We start from the raw sequence: 20,402 nt of genomic DNA on the forward strand, positions 1-20,402 counted from the left end.
TGTATTCGTGCTGCCCGAAAACAATTCGATCTGCTGTTCTTTCGCGATACGAGGAGGCTCTGGTGCACGGTACGGAGTTGGGTGGGTTCAGTGCGCGACCACAGGAAGCACGGGTCGTCGGTCTGCCGTTTCCGCTGACCCCGGCCCAGCTGGGTGTCTGGTACGCACAGCTGCTCGACCCCGATGTCCCGATCACCATCGCCCAGTACGTCGATATCGACGGCGAGCTCGATGCCGCTGTGCTGCAGCAGGTTACGGCCGAGGCCGCGCACACCTACGGCTCGCCGCTGGTGCGCATCGGCGAGTTCGACGGTGTACCGCATCAGTACGTCGACCACACCATCGCGGTCGAGCAGGAGCTGCCGCTGATCGATCTGCGCCACCACGACGACCCCGTGGCCGCCGCGCAGGAATGGATGCGCGCGGAATTCGGCGCCCCCATCGACCTGCTCACCGACCGGCTGGTGGCGGGCGCGGTGCTGCGCGTCGGCGAGACCCGCTGGTTCTGGTACCTGCGCGGCCACCACATCGTGCTCGACGGGTACGGCGCATTCACCAACTCCCAGCGCATCGCCGAGCTCTACACCGCGCGGATGCTCGGTACCCCGGCGCGCGAGGTGGTGCCCGGCGAACTGTCGGCGCTGGTCGAAGGCGAACAGCGCTACCGCGAGAGCACCCGATTCGTCGGCGATCGTGAGCACTGGGCTCAGCGGATCGCGGGCCTGGACAGCCCCACCGCGCTCGACGGCCGCACCGCGCCGCGTTCGGCGATCAACCTGGTGACCGGCGGGCGCCTGTCGGAAAAGCTGGTCGATCGGCTGGAAACCATTGCCGCCAGCGATGATTCGACCATCTCCGCGGTACTGCTGGCCGCCTTCGCCGCCTATCTGGGCCGCCTCACCGACCGGCCGGACGCGGTACTGAGCCTGCCCGTCACCGCCCGCACCACCGCGGTCATGCGCCGCTCGGCGGGGATGCTGTCCAATATCGTGCCGCTGCGACTGCCCACGGGTGCGGCGGGATCACCCGCCACCTGGGGTGAACTGCTGCGCGCGGCCAGGGTCGAGGTGGCGGGTGCGCTGCGTCATCAGCGTTACCGCGCCGAGGACATCCGCCGCGACGCCGAGGACGACGGCCGCCCCGCCCGGCGCGCACTGTTCGGCCCGCTCGCCAACTTCATGCTCTTCCGCAGTGACCTCACCCTCGGCACCACCACCGGTCGCTACCGGGTGCTGTCCACCGGTCCGATCGAAGACTTGAGTCTCAACGTCTACTACGGCGATCGCGACCGGGTGCACGTCGATTTCGAGGCCAACCCGCACCTCTACGACGCCGACACCCTGGCCAGGCACCACGCCCGCTTCCTCGGCTTCCTCGAGCGCCTGGCCGCCACCGATCTCGACACCGCGCTCGGCGCGATCGAGGTCGCGACCGAGCTGGAGCTACAGGTCAGCACCCGGATCTGGAACTCCACCCGATTCGACGTGGACGCCGCGCTGGCCGAGCGTTCGGTGCGGGCCGCGACGCTGCCCGCCATGTTCGAGGCCCAGGTCGCGCGCACCCCCGACGACGTGGCCGTGCGGATGGCGACGTCCTCGCACACCGGCGCTGTTCGGGAAGCCGCCGCCGTGGCTTCCGAGGGCGCGACCCTCACCTATCGCGAGCTGGCGCAGCGCGTCAATCGGCTGGCCCGGCGGCTGCGCGCGGACGGCATCGGACCGGAATCGCTGGTGGCGCTGAGCATTCGGCGTTCACCCGAACTGGTGGTGGCGATGTACGCGGTGCTCGCCGCGGGCGCGGCCTACGTGCCGATCGACCCCGATCATCCGGCCGAGCGCATCGCCCACATCCTCGCCACCGCCGCCCCGGCGGCCGTGCTCACGACCACCCGCGACGGTGCGCCTGTCGACGGACTGCCGGTGCTGGCTGTCGACGCCCTCGATCTGAGCGGCTACGACGACGCCCCGCTGACCGATGCCGACCGCACCGCGCCGCTGCGCCCCGGCCATCCCGCCTACGTCATCTTCACCTCCGGCTCCACCGGTCTGCCCAAGGGCGTCGCGGTCGAGCACGCCGCGATTGTGAACCGCCTCGTCTGGATGCAGCACACCTACCGCCTGCACGGGGTCGACGTGGTGCTGCAGAAGACGCCGATGACCTTCGATGTCTCGGTGTGGGAGTTCTTCTGGCCCTTGCAGATCGGTGCGACACTGCTGCTCGCCGAGCCGGACGGGCACCGTGATCCCGGCTATCTGCGCCACGTGATCAGCGAATACGGCGTCACCGTCGCACATTTCGTGCCGTCGATGCTGGAAGTGTTTCTGGCCCAACAGGAAATCGCCGAATACACCTCGCTGCGGCTGGTCTTCGCCTCCGGTGAGGCCTTGCCCGCCGCGCCTGCCCAGCGGCTGCGGCTGCTGACGGGCGCTCGCCTGCACAATCTCTACGGCCCGACCGAGGCCGCCGTCGATGTCACCTTCCACGAGGTGAACGACAGCGACCGGGTCACGGTGCCGATCGGCGCGCCGGTGTTCAACACCCGGCTCCATGTTCTCGACTCACGGCTGCGGCCCGTTCCGGTCGGGGCTCCGGGTGAGCTGTATCTGTCGGGGGTACAGCTCGCCCGGGGTTATGTAGGACGTCCCGAGCTCACCGCCGGACGTTTCGTCGCCGCGCCCGCGATGGTCGCCGCCGACTCCGGGCGTGCGCTGCCCGACGGTGGTTCCGGCAGCACTGCCACGCATCCACTGCCGGGTGAGCGGATGTACCGCACCGGTGACCTGGTCCGCTGGACCACCAACGGCGAGCTGGAATACCTGGGGCGCACCGACTTCCAGGTGAAGCTGCGCGGCCTGCGCATCGAGCTCGGCGAGATCGAGTCCGTGTTGGAGAGCGTGGACGCCGCGGCGCGCGCGGTAGTGCTGGTCCGTGACGACGCGGGCGTCGGCGAGCAGTTGGTCGCCTACGTCGTGGAAGCCGAGCCGGGCTCGGTGTCGATCGACGATCTGCGTGAGACCGCACTGCGCGCGCTGCCCGCCTACATGGTGCCCGCGGCGTTCGTGCTGCTCGAAGCCCTTCCGGTGAACGCGTCGGGCAAGCTGGACCGCAAGGCCCTGCCCGCTCCCACCCGCACGGTCGTCACCTACGCCGAACCGGTCGGCCCGGTGGAGCAGACGGTGGCCAGGGTGTTCGGCGAGGTCCTCGGCCTCGACCGCATCGGCCGCGACGACGACTTCTTCGCCCTCGGCGGCAACAGCCTGGTCGCCACCCAGGTCGCGGCCCGCCTCGGCGCCGACCTCGGCTGCCGCCTCGGCGTGCGCGATCTGTTCGGCGCGACCACCGTCGCCCGCCTCGCCGCCGCCATCGCCGATCGCGACGACACCGGCGTCTCGGCCCAGCTCCCGGTGCTCACCGCGGGCCCCCGCCCGGCGCTGATCCCGCTGTCGCCCGCGCAGCAACGGATCTGGTTCCTCAACCGCTTCGATCCCTCGGCGCCCGGCTACAACATGCCGTTCGTCATCCGCCTGCGCGGCACCGCCGATCTGCCCGCCCTGGTCGCGGCCCTGCACGCGGTGGTCGAGCGCCACGAGGCGCTGCGGACCGTGTTCCCCGCGGTCGGCACTCCCGGTGGGGAGGTGGCCGAGCAGGTCGTCCGCGATGCCGGGCTGGTCCGCATCGGCGACCCCATCGAAGTGGCGGCCGCCGACCTCGATGCGGAGCTGACCCGATTCGCGCGTGCCGGGTTCGACCTCGAACGCGAAGCGCCGGTGCGTGCGGGGATCTTCGTTGTTCCGGCCGCCGACACAACTGTGGACAACTCGGCGCCGCGGCGATCGAGCGTCGCGGCGCAGGAGTGTGTTCTCGCTGTCGTGCTGCATCATATTGCGGCAGATGGTGTTTCGCTGCAGGTGCTCGTCCGCGATGTGCTCACCGCGTACGGTGCCGCCACCGACGGCGTCGCGCCCGGCTGGTCGCCGCTGAGCGTGCAGTACGCCGACTACGCCCTCTGGCAGCGCGAGCTCCTCGGTGCCGAAACCGATCCGCAGTCGCTGGCCTCCCGCGAAATCGCTTTCTGGGAGCGGACCCTGGCTGGTCTGCCCGACCAGCTCGAGCTGCCCTCGAGTCGCCGTCGGCCGGTCGAGCCGAGCATGCGCGGCGCCCGCACCGCCTTCACCATCGACGCCGATCTGCACCGTCAGCTCGCCGACCTGGCTCAGCGGGCAGGCGCCTCGCTGTTCATGGTTGTGCACACCGCGCTGTCGGTGCTCCTCGCCCGCCTGTCGGGCACCACCGACATCGCCATCGGCACCGGCGTCGCCGGCCGCGGCGACCGCGCCATCGACGACCTGATCGGCATGTTCGTCAACACCCTGGTGCTGCGCACCGAGGTCGACCCCGCCGCGAGCTTCGTCGGCGCGCTCGAGCACACCCGCGAAACCGACCTGGCCGCCTTCGCGCACGCCACCGTTCCCTTCGATCGTCTGGTCGACGTGGTCAACCCGGCCCGCTCGCAGTCCCGGCACCCGCTGTTCCAGGTGGCGCTGAACTTCCAGGCGGTCCTCGACACCACCTTCGACCTGGCGGGCTCGCCGGTGACGGTGCGCGAGATCGAGCTCGATATCACCAAGTTCGACCTACAGCTCACCCTCGCCGAACGACGCGATGCCGCAAGCGAACCCGCAGGTATCGACGCCGTCACCCTGTACGCCGCCGACCTGTTCGACGAGTCCGAGATGCGCGCCCTCGGTGCGCGTTTCGTGCGGCTACTCGCCGCGGCCGTCGCCGCGCCGAACACCGCGGTCGGTGACCTACCGCTGCTGTCGGCGACCGAACACTCCCAGCTCACCGGCATGCGCGGCGCACCGGTCACCGCCACCGGTCTGCTACCCGACCTCCTGGCCGGCGCGGTCGCCGCCGACCCGGATCGCGATGCCGTCACCGACGGCGACCGCACCCTCACCTACCGCGAACTCGACCGGGCGTCGTCACGCCTGGCCAGGGTCCTCATCGACAGCGGCGTCGGCCCCGACGACGTGATCGCCGTCGGCGTCCCCCGCTCGATCGAGTCGGTTCTCGCGGTGTGGGCGATCGCCAAGTCCGGTGCCGCCTGGTTGCCCGTCGACCCGAGCTACCCGCTCGATCGGATCACCCATATGGTGACCGATTCCGGTGCCCGACTTGGTCTTACAGTGTCCGAGTCGCTGTCCGCGCTGCCCGGTCCGCTCGATTGGCTGGCCCTCGACGAGCTGAAGCTGATGGCCGAATGCGCCGGGCGTTCCAGCGATCCCGTCACCGACTTCGACCGCGTGCGGCCTCTGCGCGCCCAGCACCTCGCCTACGTCATCTACACCTCCGGCTCGACCGGCCTGCCCAAGGGTGTGCTCGTCACCCAGGCGGGTATCGCGGGTTTCGCCGCCGAGGAGACCGCGCGCATGTTCGGCACCGCCGACGCCCGCGTCCTCCAGGTCGGGTCGCCGTCCTTCGACATCTCGGTGATGGAATTGCTGCTCGCGGTGAATTCCGCCGCGACCCTGGTGATCGCCCCGCACGGGCGTCATGTGGGAGCCGAACTGGCCCAACTGCTTTCGGAACAGCGCGTCACGCACGCCCTGATGACCCCGTCCGGCCTGTCCGTGCTCGACCCCACCCCGCTCGACGCCCTTCGCATGGTGATGGTCGGCGGCGAAGCCTGCCCGCCCGACCTGATCGCCCGCTGGACCGCCGGACCCGTTCCCCGCGCGTTCGTGAACGCCTACGGCCCCTCCGAGACCACGGTCGCCACCAACATCAGCGCCCCGCTCACCGCCGATTCCCCGCTGACCCTCGGCACGCCGCTGCGCGGGATCACCCAGTGGGTCCTCGACTCCCGGCTGCGGCCGGTCCCTGTCGGCGTCGCGGGCGAGCTGTACGTCGCGGGTGCCCAGCTCGCGCGCGGCTATCGCTCCCGCGCCGCCCTCACCGCGACCCGCTTCGTCGCCTGCCCGTGGGCGTCGTCCGAGCGCATGTACCGCACCGGAGACCTGGTCCGCTGGACTCCGGAGGGCACCCTCGACTACCTGGGCCGCAACGACGACCAGGTCAAACTCCGGGGTTTCCGCATCGAACTCGGCGAAGTCGAATCCGCCCTGCTCGCCCAGCCCTCGGTCCGCCAGGCCGCGGTGCTGGTGCGCGCCGACCCGCACCGAGGCGATCAGCTCATCGCATATGTCGTGCCCACCGCTGAGGCCGGCGAGCCGATCGATGCGATCGCCGCCGCCCTGCGCGGCACCCTCGCCGCGCACATGGTGCCGTCCGCGTTCGTGGTGATCGATGCCCTGCCGCTCACCCCCAACGGCAAGCTCGACCGCAAGGCCCTGCCGGAGCCGGTGTTCGCCGCGCATTCCTTCCGCGCGCCCGCCGCCGGGACCGAGTCCGTGGTGGCCCAGGTCTTCGGCGAGGTGCTCGGTGCCGCGCGGATCGGCGCCGACGACGACTTCTTCGCCCTCGGCGGCAACTCGCTCGTCGCCACCCAGGTGGTGTCCCGCCTCGGCACCGCACTCGGCCGCACGATCTCGCTGAAGTCGCTGTTCGAGGCGCCGACCGTCACCGCGCTCGCCGCCCTGCTCGGCACCGCCGACGCGGTCGCGCCGAGGCCCGCGCTGGTGGCAGGCGAACGACCGGACCGGATTCCGCTGTCCTACGCGCAGCAGCGCATGTGGTTCCTGAACCAGTTCGACGCCGAATCGGTCGCCGACAATATCGCCGCCGCCATCCGCCTCACCGGCGTCATCGACTACGCCGCGATGAACGCGGCCGTCGCCGCGGTCTTCGCCAGGCACGAGGCGCTGCGGACGCGCTACCCCGCCGTCGACGGCATCCCGTTCCAGCAGGTGCTCGACGCCGACCAGCTGACGATCGCCCTCGAACCGCGCGCGATCGCCCCGGTCGACCTCGGCAGCCGGATCCGCGCGCTGGCCGCCGTCCCGTTCGCGGTGGACCAGGAACCCCCGGTCCGCCTGCACCTGCTGCACACCGACACCGACGAGCACGTTCTGGTTCTCGTGCTGCACCACATCGCCGCCGACGGCTGGTCCGTCGCGCCGCTGACCCGCGATGTGATGGTCGCCTACGCCGCCCACCTGGCCGCGGCCGCGCCCCAGTGGACGCCGCTGCCGGTGCAGTACGCCGACTTCGCCCTCTGGCAGCGCGATGCGCTCGGCGCCGAGGACGACGCCGAATCCGCCCTGTCGCGCCAGCTCGCGTTCTGGACGGCGGAACTGGCCGACCTGCCCGACCTGCTCTCGCTGCCGAGCGATCGACCGCGCCCGGCCGTGGCCTCGGGTCGCGGTGCGCGTCAGGCGTTCACGGTGCCCGCCGAGATCGTCGAACGGCTGCGCGGCATCGGTGCGCGAGCCAATGCCTCGCTGTTCATGGTGCTGCACACCGCCTTCGCCACCACCCTCGCCGAACTGTCGGGTCAGCAGGACATCTCGATCGGCACACCGGTCGCCGGCCGCGGTGACCAGGCGCTCGACGACCTGGTCGGCATGTTCGTCAACACGCTCGTGCTGCGCACCCGGATCCGCCCCGACGCCACCTTCGCCGAACTGCTCGGCACCGTTCGCGACAGCGACCTGCGCGCCCTCGCCAACGCCGACGTCACCTTCGACCGGCTCGTGGAGGTGCTCAACCCCGAGCGATCGACCGCCCGGCACCCGCTGTTCCAGGTGATGCTCGACTTCCAGAACAACTCCCGAACCGAACTCGAACTCGCGGGCCTGACCGCCTCGGAGATCGAGATCGATACCCACACAGCCAAATTCGATCTGCACCTCACGCTGCGCGAGACCACCGACGGCCTGCTCGCCCGCTTCGAGTACGCGACCGACCTCTTCGACGCGCAGACCATCACAGATTTCGGCGCCCGCTTCCTGCGGACGCTGAATACGGTGACCGCCGATCCCAACGTCGTGATCGGCGACATCGACCTCCTCGACGCCGACGCGCGTACTCGCGTACTCGGCACCTGGAACGCCACCGAGTACCCGGTCGACGAACGCATGACGCTGGCCTCGCTGTTCGCGGCGCAGGCCGAACGCACTCCGGACGCGACCGCGGTGACCCTCGAGGGCGAATCGCTGAGCTATTCCGAGTTCGCGGAGGCAGTGAATCGCCTTGCCCGCCTGCTGATCTCGATCGGAGTCCGCCCCGAACGCACCGTGGCTCTCGGCATGCGCCGTTCCATCGACTCGGTCGTGGCCATGTACGCCGTCATCGCCGCCGGTGGCGCCTACGTGCCCCTCGACCCGGAGCACCCCGCCGAGCGCATCGCCCAGGTGATCGCCGCCGCCGACCCGGTCTGCGTGCTGACCCGCCGCAGCGACGACCTCGACCTCACCGGCCTGGAGCAGGCGGGCGAACAGGGCGCGGTGCTCGATCTCGAGCAGATCGACGCCACCGACTACTCGGCCGAGCCGATCACCGACGCCGACCGGCTGGCCACCCTGACCCGGGACAACGCTGCCTACCTGATCTTCACCTCCGGCTCTACCGGCAAGCCCAAGGGCGTTGTCGTCTCCCACGCCGCGATCGTCAACCGCCTGGTGTGGATGCAGGACGCCTACCGGCTCACCCCCGACGATGCCGTGCTGCAGAAGACCCCGGCCACCTTCGACGTGTCGGTCTGGGAGTTCTTCTGGCCCTTGCAGATCGGTGCCCGGCTCGTGCTCGCCCGCCCGGACGGTCACCGCGACCCCGCCTATCTGATCCGGCTGATCGCCGACGAGCAGATCACCGTCGCCCACTTCGTCCCGTCGATGCTGTCGGTCTTCGTCGCGGTGCTCGACGGTGCGCACGCCGGCGACACACGGACCGCTGGGGACTGCGCATCGCTGCGTCTGGTGTTCGCCTCCGGCGAGGCGCTGGCGCCCGCGCCCGCCCAGCTGCTGCGCCGGCTCACGGGGACGGCTGTGCACAACCTGTACGGCCCCACCGAGGCCGCGGTGGACGTGACCTTCCACGAGGTGATCGACGCCGACACCGTCACGGTCCCGATCGGTGCGCCGGTGCACAACACCCAGGTCTACGTCCTCGACGGCCGCCTGCGCCCGGTCCCCGTCGGCGTGGCCGGCGAGCTGTACCTGGCGGGCGCCCAGCTCGCTCGCGGCTACGCGGGCCGCGTCGACCTCACCGCCGACCGCTTCGTCGCCAACCCGTTCACCTCCGCCGAGCGCATGTACCGCACCGGTGACCTAGTCACCTGGACGTCGGCCGGCGAGCTGGAGTATTTGGGCCGCACCGACTTCCAGGTGAAGCTGCGTGGTCTGCGCATCGAACTCGGCGAGATCGAAGCCGTACTCTCCGGGGTTGCCGAGATCACCCAGGCCGCGGTGATCGTCCGCGACGACACCCTGGTCGCCTATCTCGTCGCCGCACAGCACGTCGACGTGGATGCGGTGAAGTCCACGCTCATCCGCACCCTGCCCGCCTACATGGTCCCCGCGGCTTTCGTCGTCCTCGACGAGTTCCCGCTCAACTCGTCCGGCAAGCTCGATCGAAAGGCGCTGCCCGCACCGAGTTTCGAGGCGGCCGTCTTCCGCGCGCCGTCCACCGAGGTCGCTCGCATCGTCGCGGCCATCTTCGCCTCGGTGCTCGGCTTCCCCGCCGACCGCGAAGTCGGTCTCGACGACGACTTCTTCGCCCTCGGCGGCAACTCCCTCAACGCCACCCAGGTCGCCGCCCGTCTCGGCGCCGCCCTCGAGACCCAGATCCCGGTCCGGCTGCTGTTCGACGCACCGACGGTGGCCGATCTGGCCGACCGGTGCACCGCCCTGCGCGGCACCGGCGGGCGGCTCGAACTCACCACGCGGGAACGGCCCCGGCGGATTCCGCTGTCCGCGGCGCAGCGCCGGATGTGGTTCCTCAATCGCTACCTCGCCGATGTCGACGGCATCGGCGACGCTGTCGACAACATCCCGGTCGCGCTGCGGCTCACCGGCGACCTCGACCTCGCCGCCCTCGAAGCCGCCCTCGCCGATGTGGTCGCCCGGCACGAAACCTTGCGAACCAGCTACCCGGAGGGGCCGGAGGGCGCCGAACAGGTGATCTCGGAGGCCACAGTAATCACGCTGCGGCCCGAGGCGATCACCGAGACGGAACTGCCCGAACGCCTGCTGGCGTGCGCCGCGGTCCGATTCGACCTCACCGCCGAGATCCCGCTCCGCGCGGCCTTGTTCGCGCTGAACACCGACCACGTGCTGGTCCTGGTGGTCCACCACATCGCCGCCGACGGTTTCTCGCTCGGCCCGCTGGCCGCCGACCTGATGGCGGCCTACGCCGCCCGTCACGCGGGCACCACCCCCACCTGGACGCCGCTGCCCGTCCAGTACGCCGACTACGCCCTCTGGCAGCACGAAAACCTGGGCGAGACAACCGATCCCGGGTCGCTCGCACATACCCAGCTGGCGTTCTGGCGCCATGGCCTCGCCGGTCTCCCCGAGCAGCTCGACCTGCCCGCCGACCGTCCCCGCCCCGCCGAGTCCACCTTCCGCGGCGCCGTCCACCGCTTCCAGATCGACTCCGACCTGCACAGTGAACTGCGCGAACTGGCCCGCAAGCACGAGGCCACCCTGTTCAGCACGGTGCACGCCGCGCTCGCGGTCCTGCTGGCCCGCCTGTCCGGCGGCAGCGACATCGCCATCGGCACACCGGTCGCCGGCCGCGGCGAGGCCGCCCTCGACGGGCTGATCGGCATGTTCGTCAACACCCTGGTACTGCGCACCCAGATCGACCCGCGCGCCGAATTCGAAACCACCCTCGACGCCGTCCGTGCGGGCGATCTCGACGCCCTCTCGCACGCCGACGTCCCGTTCGAGCAGGTCGTCGATGCCATCGACCCGGCGCGAGCCCGCAACCGCCACCCCCTGTTCCAGGTGGCGCTGGCGCTACAGAACTTCACCGTCCCCGCGCTGGAAGCCGCGGACCTGCGCGTGCAACCCCTCGATTTCGATGCCGCCGTGGCGAAGTTCGACCTGCAGTTCACCCTCGGCGAATCCGACGACATCGACGGTCGCGCGAACGGCATGGCCGTCGAGATCGCCTACGCCACCGATCTGTTCGACGAGGGCAGCGTCGCGGTGCTGGCCCGTCGCTTCACCCAGGTGCTGGCCGCGGTCGTCGCCGACCCGACCGTCGTGGTGGGCGATATCCAGTTGCTCAGCGCCGAAGAACAGCAGCGCACCCTGCACGAGTGGTCGTCCACCGGCGAATCGGTGGCCGCCGCCGACACCATGGTGGACCGGTTCGCCCGCGTCGCCGCCCTCGACCCCACCGCCATCGCGGTGAAAGCGGGCGAGCGCACGCTGACCTACGGCGAGCTCGACGCCTGGTCCAACCGTCTGGCCCGCCGACTCGTCGCCGCGGGCGTCGGCCCGGAATCGCTGGTAGCGGTGGCGCTGCCGCGGTCGGTGGAGCTGCCGGTCGCGCTGCTCGCCGTGCTGAAGGCAGGCGGGGGCTACCTGCCGATCGACCCCAACTACCCCGCCGATCGCATCGAATACGTCCTGGACGACGCCCGCCCGCAGTGCGCGATCACCAACGACGACACCGGCCTGGCGCACGACTGGTTCGGTGGTCCGGTCATCGATCCCGGCGCGGAAAATCTGTCCGACTTCGGTGCCGAAGCGCTGACCGACGCGGACCGGCGTACGCCGCTGGCTCCCGCCAACACCGCCTACGTCATCTACACCTCCGGCTCGACCGGCCGCCCCAAAGGTGTCGTCGTCCCGCACACGAATGTCATCGCGCTGCTGGACAACACCGCGCGGCGCTTCGGCTTCGGACCGTCCGACGTGTGGACGATGTTCCACTCCTACGCCTTCGACTTCTCGGTGTGGGAACTGTGGGGCGCCCTGCTCCACGGCGGCTCGATCGTCCTCGTCGACTACTTCACCTCCCGCTCGCCCGAACAGTTCCGCGAACTGCTCCGCACCGAACGCGTCACCGTTCTCAACCAGACGCCGTCCGCGTTCTACCAGCTCATCGCCGCCGACCTGGCCGCCCCCGCGCCCACCGAATACGCCCTGCGCACAGTGATCTTCGGTGGCGAGGCGCTCGAACCGCAACGTCTCGCCGGCTGGTTCGCCCGCTACCCGGACTCGCCCCGCCTGGTGAACATGTACGGCATCACCGAGACCACCGTCCACGCCTCCTACCGGGAGATCACCCCGCACACCGGCTCGGCCAGCGTGATCGGCGGTGCTCTCGCGGGACTCACAGTGCGCGTGCTGGATTCGCGCCTGCGCCCCGTCCCGCTCGGCGTTCCCGGCGAAATCTACGTCTCCGGACCGCAATTGGCGCGCGGCTACCTGGGCCGACCCGACCTGACCGCGAGCCGCTTCGTCGCCGACCCCTACGGTCCTCCCGGATCCGTCGCCTACCGGTCCGGTGACCTCGCCCGCTGGACGGTCGTGGCCGACGACGCCACCGAGGCGCTCGCGTCGTCGCGCGCCACGCACGTCGACCTCGAATACCTCGGCCGCGCCGACCAGCAGGTCAACCTCCGTGGCTTCCGCGTCGAGCTCGGCGAGATCGAAGCGGCGCTGCTGCACAGCTCGATCGCGCCTCGCGAAGTCGCCGTGCTGGTGCGGACCGACCTCGTCGACGAGCCGCGCATCGTGGCCTACGTGGTCGGGGAGTTCGCCCACCTCGACACCGCCGCCCTGCGCAAGGAGCTGGCGCGCACCCTGCCCGAGCACATGCTCCCGGCGGCCGTCGTGGCGGTGGAGCGCATTCCGCTCACGGTCAACGGCAAGCTCGATCGCGCGGCCCTGCCCGCCCCCGTCTTCGAGACCACCACCTACCGCAGGCCGACCACCGTCACCGAGCAGATCATCGCGGCCGTGTACGCCGAGGTGCTCGGCCGTGCCGACGATCAGCCGATCGGCGCCGACGACGACTTCTTCGCCCTCGGCGGCAGCTCGCTGCTGGCAGCCAAGGCCGTGGCCCGCATCGGCGCCGCGCTCGACCGGCGCGTGGGTGTACGGACGCTGTTCGAGGCGCCGAGCGTCGCCGAACTGGCCGCCGCGATCGATGCCCAGTCGAAGGTCGATCGCCCCGCGCTGGTCGGCCGGGCCCGCCCCGACCTGCTCCCGCTGTCGCCGGCCCAGCAGCGGATGTGGTTCCTCAACCGCTTCGACCGCGCCTCGGTGGCCTACAACATCCCGTTCGCGCTGCGCCTGAGTGGGGCGCTCGACGTCACCGCGCTGCGCGCCGCGATGGCCGACGTGGTCGCCCGCCACGAATCGCTGCGCACCGTGTACCCGGAAGTCGACGGCACCCCCGTGCAGTCGATCGTCGCTGCGGCCGAAGCGATGCCGGCGCTGGCTCCACCGGTGAACGCCGAAGCGGCCATGGGCGAAACGCTCACACTGGTAGCGACCGGCGAGGCAGCGCTTCCCGCCGCGATTCGCGAGCTGGCCGAGACCACCTTCGACGTCACCACCGAGATCCCGGTACGCCTGCGGCTGTTCCAGGTGGACGACACCGAATTCGTGCTGGCCGGCGTCCTGCACCACATCGCCGCCGACGGTTCCTCGATCGCCCCCTTCGTCGCCGACCTCATGCGGGCCTATACCGCCCGGCTCGCCGACACCGCCCCCGGCTGGGCCCCGCCCGCCGTGCAATTCGCCGACTACGCGCTGTGGCAGCGTGACCTGCTCGGCGACGAAGCCGACCCGGAATCCCTCGCCGCCCAGCAGGTCGGTTACTGGCAGACCCAGCTCGCCGGACTTCCCGATCAGCTTGCCCTGCCGACCGACCGTCCCCGCCCCGCCCGCCAGACCCTGCGCGGCGACAAGGTGAGTTTCACCGTCGACGCCGACCTGCACGCCGCGCTGTGCGCGCTCGGGCGCGACAACGGCGCCACCCTGTTCATGGTGGTGCACGCGGCGTTCGCGGCCCTGCTGGCCCGCATCTCCGGCACCGCCGACATCGCCGTCGGCACCCCGAACGCGGGCCGCGGCGAAGCCGAGCTCGACGAAGTCATCGGCATGTTCGTCAACACCCTGGTGTTGCGGACCCCGGTCGTGAGCGACGCCCCGTTCACCGCGCTGCTCGCCACCGCGCGTGCCGCCGACATCGCCGCGTTCTCGCACGCCGATGTGCCGTTCGAGCGGTTGGTCGAGGTGCTCAACCCCGCCCGCTCCACCGCGCGACACCCGCTGTTCCAGGTCGGCTACTCGTTCCAGAACCACGACCGCGCCCAGCTCGAACTTCCCGGCCTGTCTGTCTCCGCTGTCGAATTCGATGCCGGTGTCGCGCAGTTCGACCTGCATCTGTTCGCCCTGGACAACTACACCGCGGATGGCACCCCGGCGGGAATCGAGATGGCCCTCGGCTACGCCACCGATCTGTTCGACGCCGAAACCGCCGAACGCTTCGCCGGTCAGCTGTGCCGGATCCTCGCATCCGTCAGCGGTGCGGCGGAGACCGCCATCGGTGACCTCGACATGCTCGGTGCCGACCGCGAGCTGCTGCTCGGGACATGGAACGACACCGCCCGTCCCGTCGAGTCCACCACCCTCGCCGAACTGGTCGCGCGCCAGACCGACCTGACTCCCGACGCGCTCGCGCTGGTAGACGGCGAAACCGGCGAGTCCCTGGATTACGCCACCTTCGACGCACAGGTCAACCAGGTCGCCAGACTCCTGATCGCCGAGGGAGTCGGCCCGGAGCGCACCGTCGTACTGGCCATGCGCCGCGGCATCGACCTCGTCATCGCCATGCACGCAGTAGTCCGGGCGGGCGGCGCGTACGTGCCGATCGACCCCGACCACCCGGCCGACCGTATCGCCTACATCGTCACCACCGCGGCGCCCCTGTGCGTGCTCACCACAGCCGCCGACGGACTGCCGATCGCCGTGGATGTTCCGGTCTTCGAGCTGGATCACCGTGCGCTGCGGGAACTGTCGACGGAGCCGGTGACCGATGCCGAGCGCATCGCCCCGCTGCGCCCCGAGCATCCCGCGTACATCATCTTCACCTCCGGCTCCACGGGCGTGCCCAAGGGCGTCACCGTCCCGCACGCCGCGATCGTCAACCAGCTCGGCTGGCTGCGCGAGCGCTTCACCATGACCGCCGCCGACCGGGTGCTGCTGAAGACCCCCGCGACCTTCGACCTCTCGGTCTGGGAGTTCTGGTCACCTCTCACCTCCGGCGGTGCCCTGATCGTCACCCGCCCCGGCGACGAACGCGACCCGGACCGCCTGCGCGCCACCATGACCCGGCACGGCGTCACGGTCTTGCATGCCGTTCCCTCGCTCGTCGGCATGCTCCTGGCCACCGAAGCGACCCCCGCACTGCCTGTTTCGTTGCGCGCCGTCCTCGCGATCGGTGAAGCACTGCCCGCGGCGACGGCCACCGAGTTCCGTGCCGTCGGCACCACCGCCGTCCTGCACAACCTGTACGGCCCGACCGAGTCAGCCGTCTCGATCACCGAGTACGAAGTGGCGCAAGATCTGTCGCACGTCGTGCCGATCGGTACTCCCGTCTGGAACAGCGCGCTCTACGTCCTCGACGCCCGGTTGCATCCGGTCCCGATCGGTGTCGCGGGCGAGCTCTATCTGTCCGGCGATCAGCTCGCCCGCGGGTACCACGGGCGTCACGCCCTCACCGCCGACCGGTTCGTCGCGAACCCCTTCGCCGACACCGGCTCGCGGATGTATCGCACCGGCGACATCGTCCGTCGGCGCGCCGACGGCACGGTCGAATACCTCGAACGCGCCGACTTCCAGGTCAAGATCGGTGGCTTCCGCATCGAACTCGGCGAGGTCGAAACAGCGCTGCTGCGCTGCGCCGATGTCCGGGCGGCAGTCGCGCTCGCCACGACCGACGAGCGTGCGGGCGCCCGCCTGATCGCCTACGCGGCGGTCGCGGACCTGGCCCCGGGCAGCGAGCCCGCCATCGCCGCCCGCCTGCGCGGAGAACTCGCCGCCGACCTGCCCGCCTACATGGTTCCGGCCGCGCTGGTGGTGCTCGACGCGCTGCCCCTCAACGCCAACGGCAAAGTCGACCGGAAGGCGCTGCCCGCACCGCAGTTCGCCGAAGCGGCCTTCCGCGCTCCGGTCACCGCGGTCGAACAGCTTGTCGCCCAGACGTTCACCGAGGTGATCGGCTGCGCGGCCGCCGGGCTCGACGACGACTTCTTCGCCCTCGGCGGCAACTCGCTGATGGCGACCCGCCTGGCTGCCCGCCTCGGCGCCGCGCTCGGCGTCCACGTCGCGGTGGCCGCGGTCTTCGACGCACCGACAGTCGGCGCACTGGCCGCACACCTCGCCACCGCCGATCGCTCCATCGCCCGCCCCCCGCTGACCAAGCGCACCGGGGAAGGTCCCTCGGTGCTTTCGCCCGCGCAGCAGCGCATGTGGGTGCTGCACCAGCTCTCGCCACAATCCTCGGCCTATCACATCCCGGCCGCCATCCGACTGACCGGCGAGCTCGACCTACCCGCCCTGCAGGCGGCCGTAGCCGACCTGCTGGCCCGCCACGACACCCTGCGCACCCGCTACCCGGACACCGCCGACGGCCCGATCCAGCAGGTGATGCCCGCCTGGTCCGCCGCTGTCGACCTCACCCCCCTCCCGGTGGCGCCCGCCGATGTCGAAACCCGGATCGCGGCACTCGTCGCCCAGCCGTTCGACATCACCGCCGCGCCCCCGATCCGGGTCGCCCTCTATCGCCTCGGCGACAACGATCACGTCCTCGTCGTCGTGGTGCACCACATCAGCGCGGACGGATACTCGATCGACCCGCTCACCCGGGACCTGGTGCGCGCCTACGTGGATCGCAGCCAGGGGCGCGAACCGGGCTGGTCCCCCCTGACGATCCAGTACGGCGATTTCAGTGCCTGGCAGCGCGACCTGCTCGGCTCCGAGTCCGACCCCGGCAGTGTGCTCACCCAGCAGCTCGCCTACTGGACCCGCGAGCTCGCCGGCGCACCCGAACTACTGGCGCTGCCGACCGACCGCCCGCGCGCGGCCCGTCGTGAAATGCGCGGCGCGACAATCGAATTCGACATCGATTCCACGCTCACCACCCGCCTCGACGACGTGGCCCGCGCCAACGGAACCACCCTGTTCACGCTGATCCACAGCGCGCTGGCAGTGCTGCTGGCCAAGCAATCCGGCAGCGCGGACATCACCATCGGCGCACCGGTCTCCGGTCGTGGCGCCCGCGAACTCGACGACCTCGTCGGCATGTTCGTCAACACCGTCGCCCTGCGCACCGAGGTCGACGCCCGCGCACCGTTCACCGACCTGCTCACCCAGGCGAAGCGCCGCGACCTGGCCGCGCTGTCCCATGCCGACGTTCCGTTCGAGCAGGTGGTCGATGCCGTGGGTCGCGCCCGCACCGGCGCCTACACCCCGCTGTTCCAGGTGATGCTGACCTTCCAGAACATGCCGCCAGGCGGTATCGAACTCCCCGGCCTCCACGTCCAGACCTTGGACCCCGGACTCACCGAAGCCAAATTCGACCTGCACCTCACCGCCCTGCAGCGCTATCGCGACGATGGCGCGCTGGACGGCCTCGACGTCCACTTCGGCTACGCCACCGACCTGTTCGACGCGTCGACGGTCCGGACCATGGCCGAGCGATTCCGCAAGGTACTCACCGCCGTCGCCGCCGACCCCACCGTGGCGGTGCGCGCGATCGACCTGCGCACCGATGCGGAGAAGACCCCGACCACCTACACAATCGCCGATCTTCCGGGCCTCGTCGGCTCGGCAGCTCGGCTCGCGCCGGCGACCGTGGCATTCACCCACGGCGAGCACGCCATCTCCTACAGAGCACTCGACGCCAAGCTCGCCGCGGTGAGCAGGGCGATGGGCGCGAAGATGAAACCTGAAGCGTTGGTGAACGTCGCGCTGGCCGGCCTCGTGCCCGGTGTGCTCGCCGCACTCGGCGCGGCCGGTCTCACTTCGACTCTGCAAACACTGGTGACCGATGCGGCCGCGGTAATCGCCGGGACAGCGTCGGTTGACGACTCGGAAGGACAACTCTGATGTCGCACACGGATTCGGTCACGACCGCCGCCACCCTCGCCGCGCTCCTGCGTGACCTGGACGGCGATCGACCACGTGACCCGGCGACCCTGCTCGCCGCCTTCTCCACCTACGCCGACCGCGAACCCGACCTCCTCGCGGTGCGCGACGGCGAAACCGGTCTCACCTACGGCGAACTGGCCGAGCGAGTCGATGCGTTGGCCGCCGCGCTCCTCGAGCACGGTGTCGGACCCGAAACCACTGTGGCGGTGTCGCTTCCGCGTTCGGTGGAGTTGGTGGTAGCGGTGCACGCGGTGCTCGCCGCCGGTGGCGCGTTCGTGCTGCTCGACCCCGCCGCCCCCGGTGACGTGCAACGACGCACTGTCGCGCTGGCCGCGCCCGTCCTGATCCTCACCAGCGACGGAACACCGCACCCCGCCGGGTTCCCGGTCGTGCACACCGACGCCACGGTCGACGTCACCCCCGATGAGCTACCGGGGCCGGGCGCGGACAACCCCGCCTACCTGGTCGTCGATGTCGTCGCCGCGACCGCCGTCGTCGTCGGACATCGCGCGGCGCAGGCCAATTCGAGCTGGCGCCAGCGCCTCTGCGGTGTCGGCGTCGGCGACTCGGTGCTCTGGCACGCACCGCTGGCAGGCCAGGCGGCGGTCGGGGAGATGCTGCTCGCGTTGCAAACCGGCGCCACGCTGGTGGTCTCGCCGTCGGCGGTGCTCGCCGACGCGATCGCCGAAACACAAGTGACCGCAGCCTGTTTCGATCATGTCGAGCTCGCCGAGCTGGCAGCACTGCCCGATGCCGAAGAGCGTCTGGACTCGCTGCGCGTGGTGCTCGGCTCGGGTGGGCCACTGCTCGCGGAAACCGCCGCCGCCTTGCGCGCGGTGAGCGGCGCGACCCTGTGGCACGTCTACGGCAGGCCCGAGACGGCGGGCGAGTTCGTCGCGCACGAGGTGACCGGCGCCGACCTGGAGGTGGTTCCGTTCGGATCGGCCGCCGACGATGTCGAACTGCTGATCCTCGACGAGCACCTGTGCCCGGTAGCCGACGGCGAAATCGGTGAACTCTACGTCTCCGGTGTGCAACTGGCGCGCGGGTACGTCGGCAGACAGGCCACCGCGGCGACCTTCCTCGCGAACCCCATCGGTCCGGTGGACGACCGCATGTTCGCCACCGGCGACCTCGTGCGCCGCAGGCCGCCGGGCGACGCCTGGACGGCCGAGATCGAATTCGTCGGCCGTATCGACGACGGGCCCTACGCCCGCGCGACCGGGCTCGCCGACGAACTGCTGCTCGACGAGTTCGAAGCCCAGGCTGCCGCAACCCCTTTCGACCCGGCCGTCGTCCATGCGCCGACCGACGGCCCGACCGCGATCATCACCTACGGTGATCTCGACCGGCGCACCAATCAGCTCGCCCGGCATCTGACCGCGCTCGGAATCGGCCCGGAATCGGCTGTGCTCGTGGATGTCCCGCGTTCCGTCGAGTTCGTGGTCGCGGCATACGCGGTCCTCAAAGCCGGTGGGACCGTGGTGCCGATCGACACCGCGAACCCCCGGCTCCCACCGATCGTCAACCCGGCACTGGCCCTGACCATCGCCGCCCGCGAGCACCTCGGCACCTACGACATCCCGACGGTGACGATCGATCGGGCATCTCTGTCCGGCTATTCGAGCGAACCCATCGCCCGCGGCGAACATCGCGCCCCGATCCTGCCGCAGCACCCCGCCTTCGTGCTGTTCCCTCCCGGCGCAACGCACAGTGTCACCATCAGCCATGCCGCCGCCGTGCACCGGGTCACCGCCATGCAGGCTCGCCACCACCTCACCACCCGCGATGTCTATCTGCACCAATCCCATACCGGTGACGCCACCGCTTGGCACGGCTACCTGCTTCCCCTGCGGGTCGGCGCGACCGTCGTTCTCACCGAACCGCCCGACCCCACCCGGTTAGCCGCCCTCATCGCCGCCTACGGCGTCACCACCACCGACTTCATCCCCCACTTCACGCCCGCCCGCACCAGCCACAGCGACCGCCTTTTCCGCACGAGCGAGCTCGCCCACCACGAAATCGAAGGCACCCCGGCAGCATTAGCCCACCTCGGCACCCTCCTCGGAAAGGCCACCCCATGACCAACCCGTTCGACGACGACAACGCCCAGTTCTACGTCCTGGTCAACACCGAAGGCGAACACTCCCTCTGGCCCACCTTCGCTGCCGTCCCCGGCGGCTGGTCGGTAGCCTTCGGCGCCGCCCCCCGAACCTCCTGTCTCCACTACGTGGAATCCCACTGGCTCGACATGCGCCCCAACTCCCTCATCGCCGCCATGTCCAACAAACCCTGACCTGCGACGCCCGGTTAGCTGTCAGA

The 20,402-nt window shown here is 70.5% G+C and carries 3 protein-coding genes; all 3 read left to right on the top strand.

Annotated features, from left to right (window positions below):
• The first annotated feature begins 62 nt into the window (after positions 1 to 62).
• Genes ACFTS5_RS23145 through ACFTS5_RS23155 form a run of 3 tightly spaced genes read left to right on the top strand, consistent with a single transcriptional unit; the run spans position 63 to position 20,376 of the window.
• Complete coding sequence (locus tag ACFTS5_RS23145; protein ID WP_378634390.1) at positions 63 to 18,038, top strand: non-ribosomal peptide synthase/polyketide synthase; 17,976 nt, start codon at positions 63 to 65, stop codon at positions 18,036 to 18,038.
• The gene (locus ACFTS5_RS23150; protein ID WP_378634392.1) at positions 18,038 to 20,164 is read left to right on the top strand and encodes an AMP-binding protein; all 2,127 of its coding nucleotides are present in this window, start codon (positions 18,038 to 18,040) and stop codon (positions 20,162 to 20,164) included. The genes ACFTS5_RS23145 and ACFTS5_RS23150 overlap by 1 nt, the downstream gene beginning before the upstream one ends.
• Positions 20,161 to 20,376: an MbtH family protein gene (locus ACFTS5_RS23155; RefSeq protein ID WP_056814159.1), complete on the top strand. Its 216-nt coding sequence runs from the start codon at positions 20,161 to 20,163 to the stop codon at positions 20,374 to 20,376. Before ACFTS5_RS23150 ends, ACFTS5_RS23155 begins: the two co-directional genes overlap by 4 nt.
• Positions 20,377 to 20,402 lie beyond the last annotated feature (26 nt).

Origin of the sequence: Nocardia sp. NPDC056952 (assembly GCF_042674185.1) — a bacterium.
Taxonomy (GTDB): Bacteria; Actinomycetota; Actinomycetes; order Mycobacteriales; family Mycobacteriaceae; genus Nocardia.

Excerpts from the sequence above, each read along its gene's own strand:
- ACFTS5_RS23150 (WP_378634392.1), top strand. The coding sequence starts at position 18,038 with ATGTCGCACACGGATTCGGTCACGACCGCCGCCACCCTCGCCGCGCTC.
- ACFTS5_RS23155 (WP_056814159.1), top strand. The coding sequence starts at position 20,161 with ATGACCAACCCGTTCGACGACGACAACGCCCAGTTCTACGTCCTGGTC.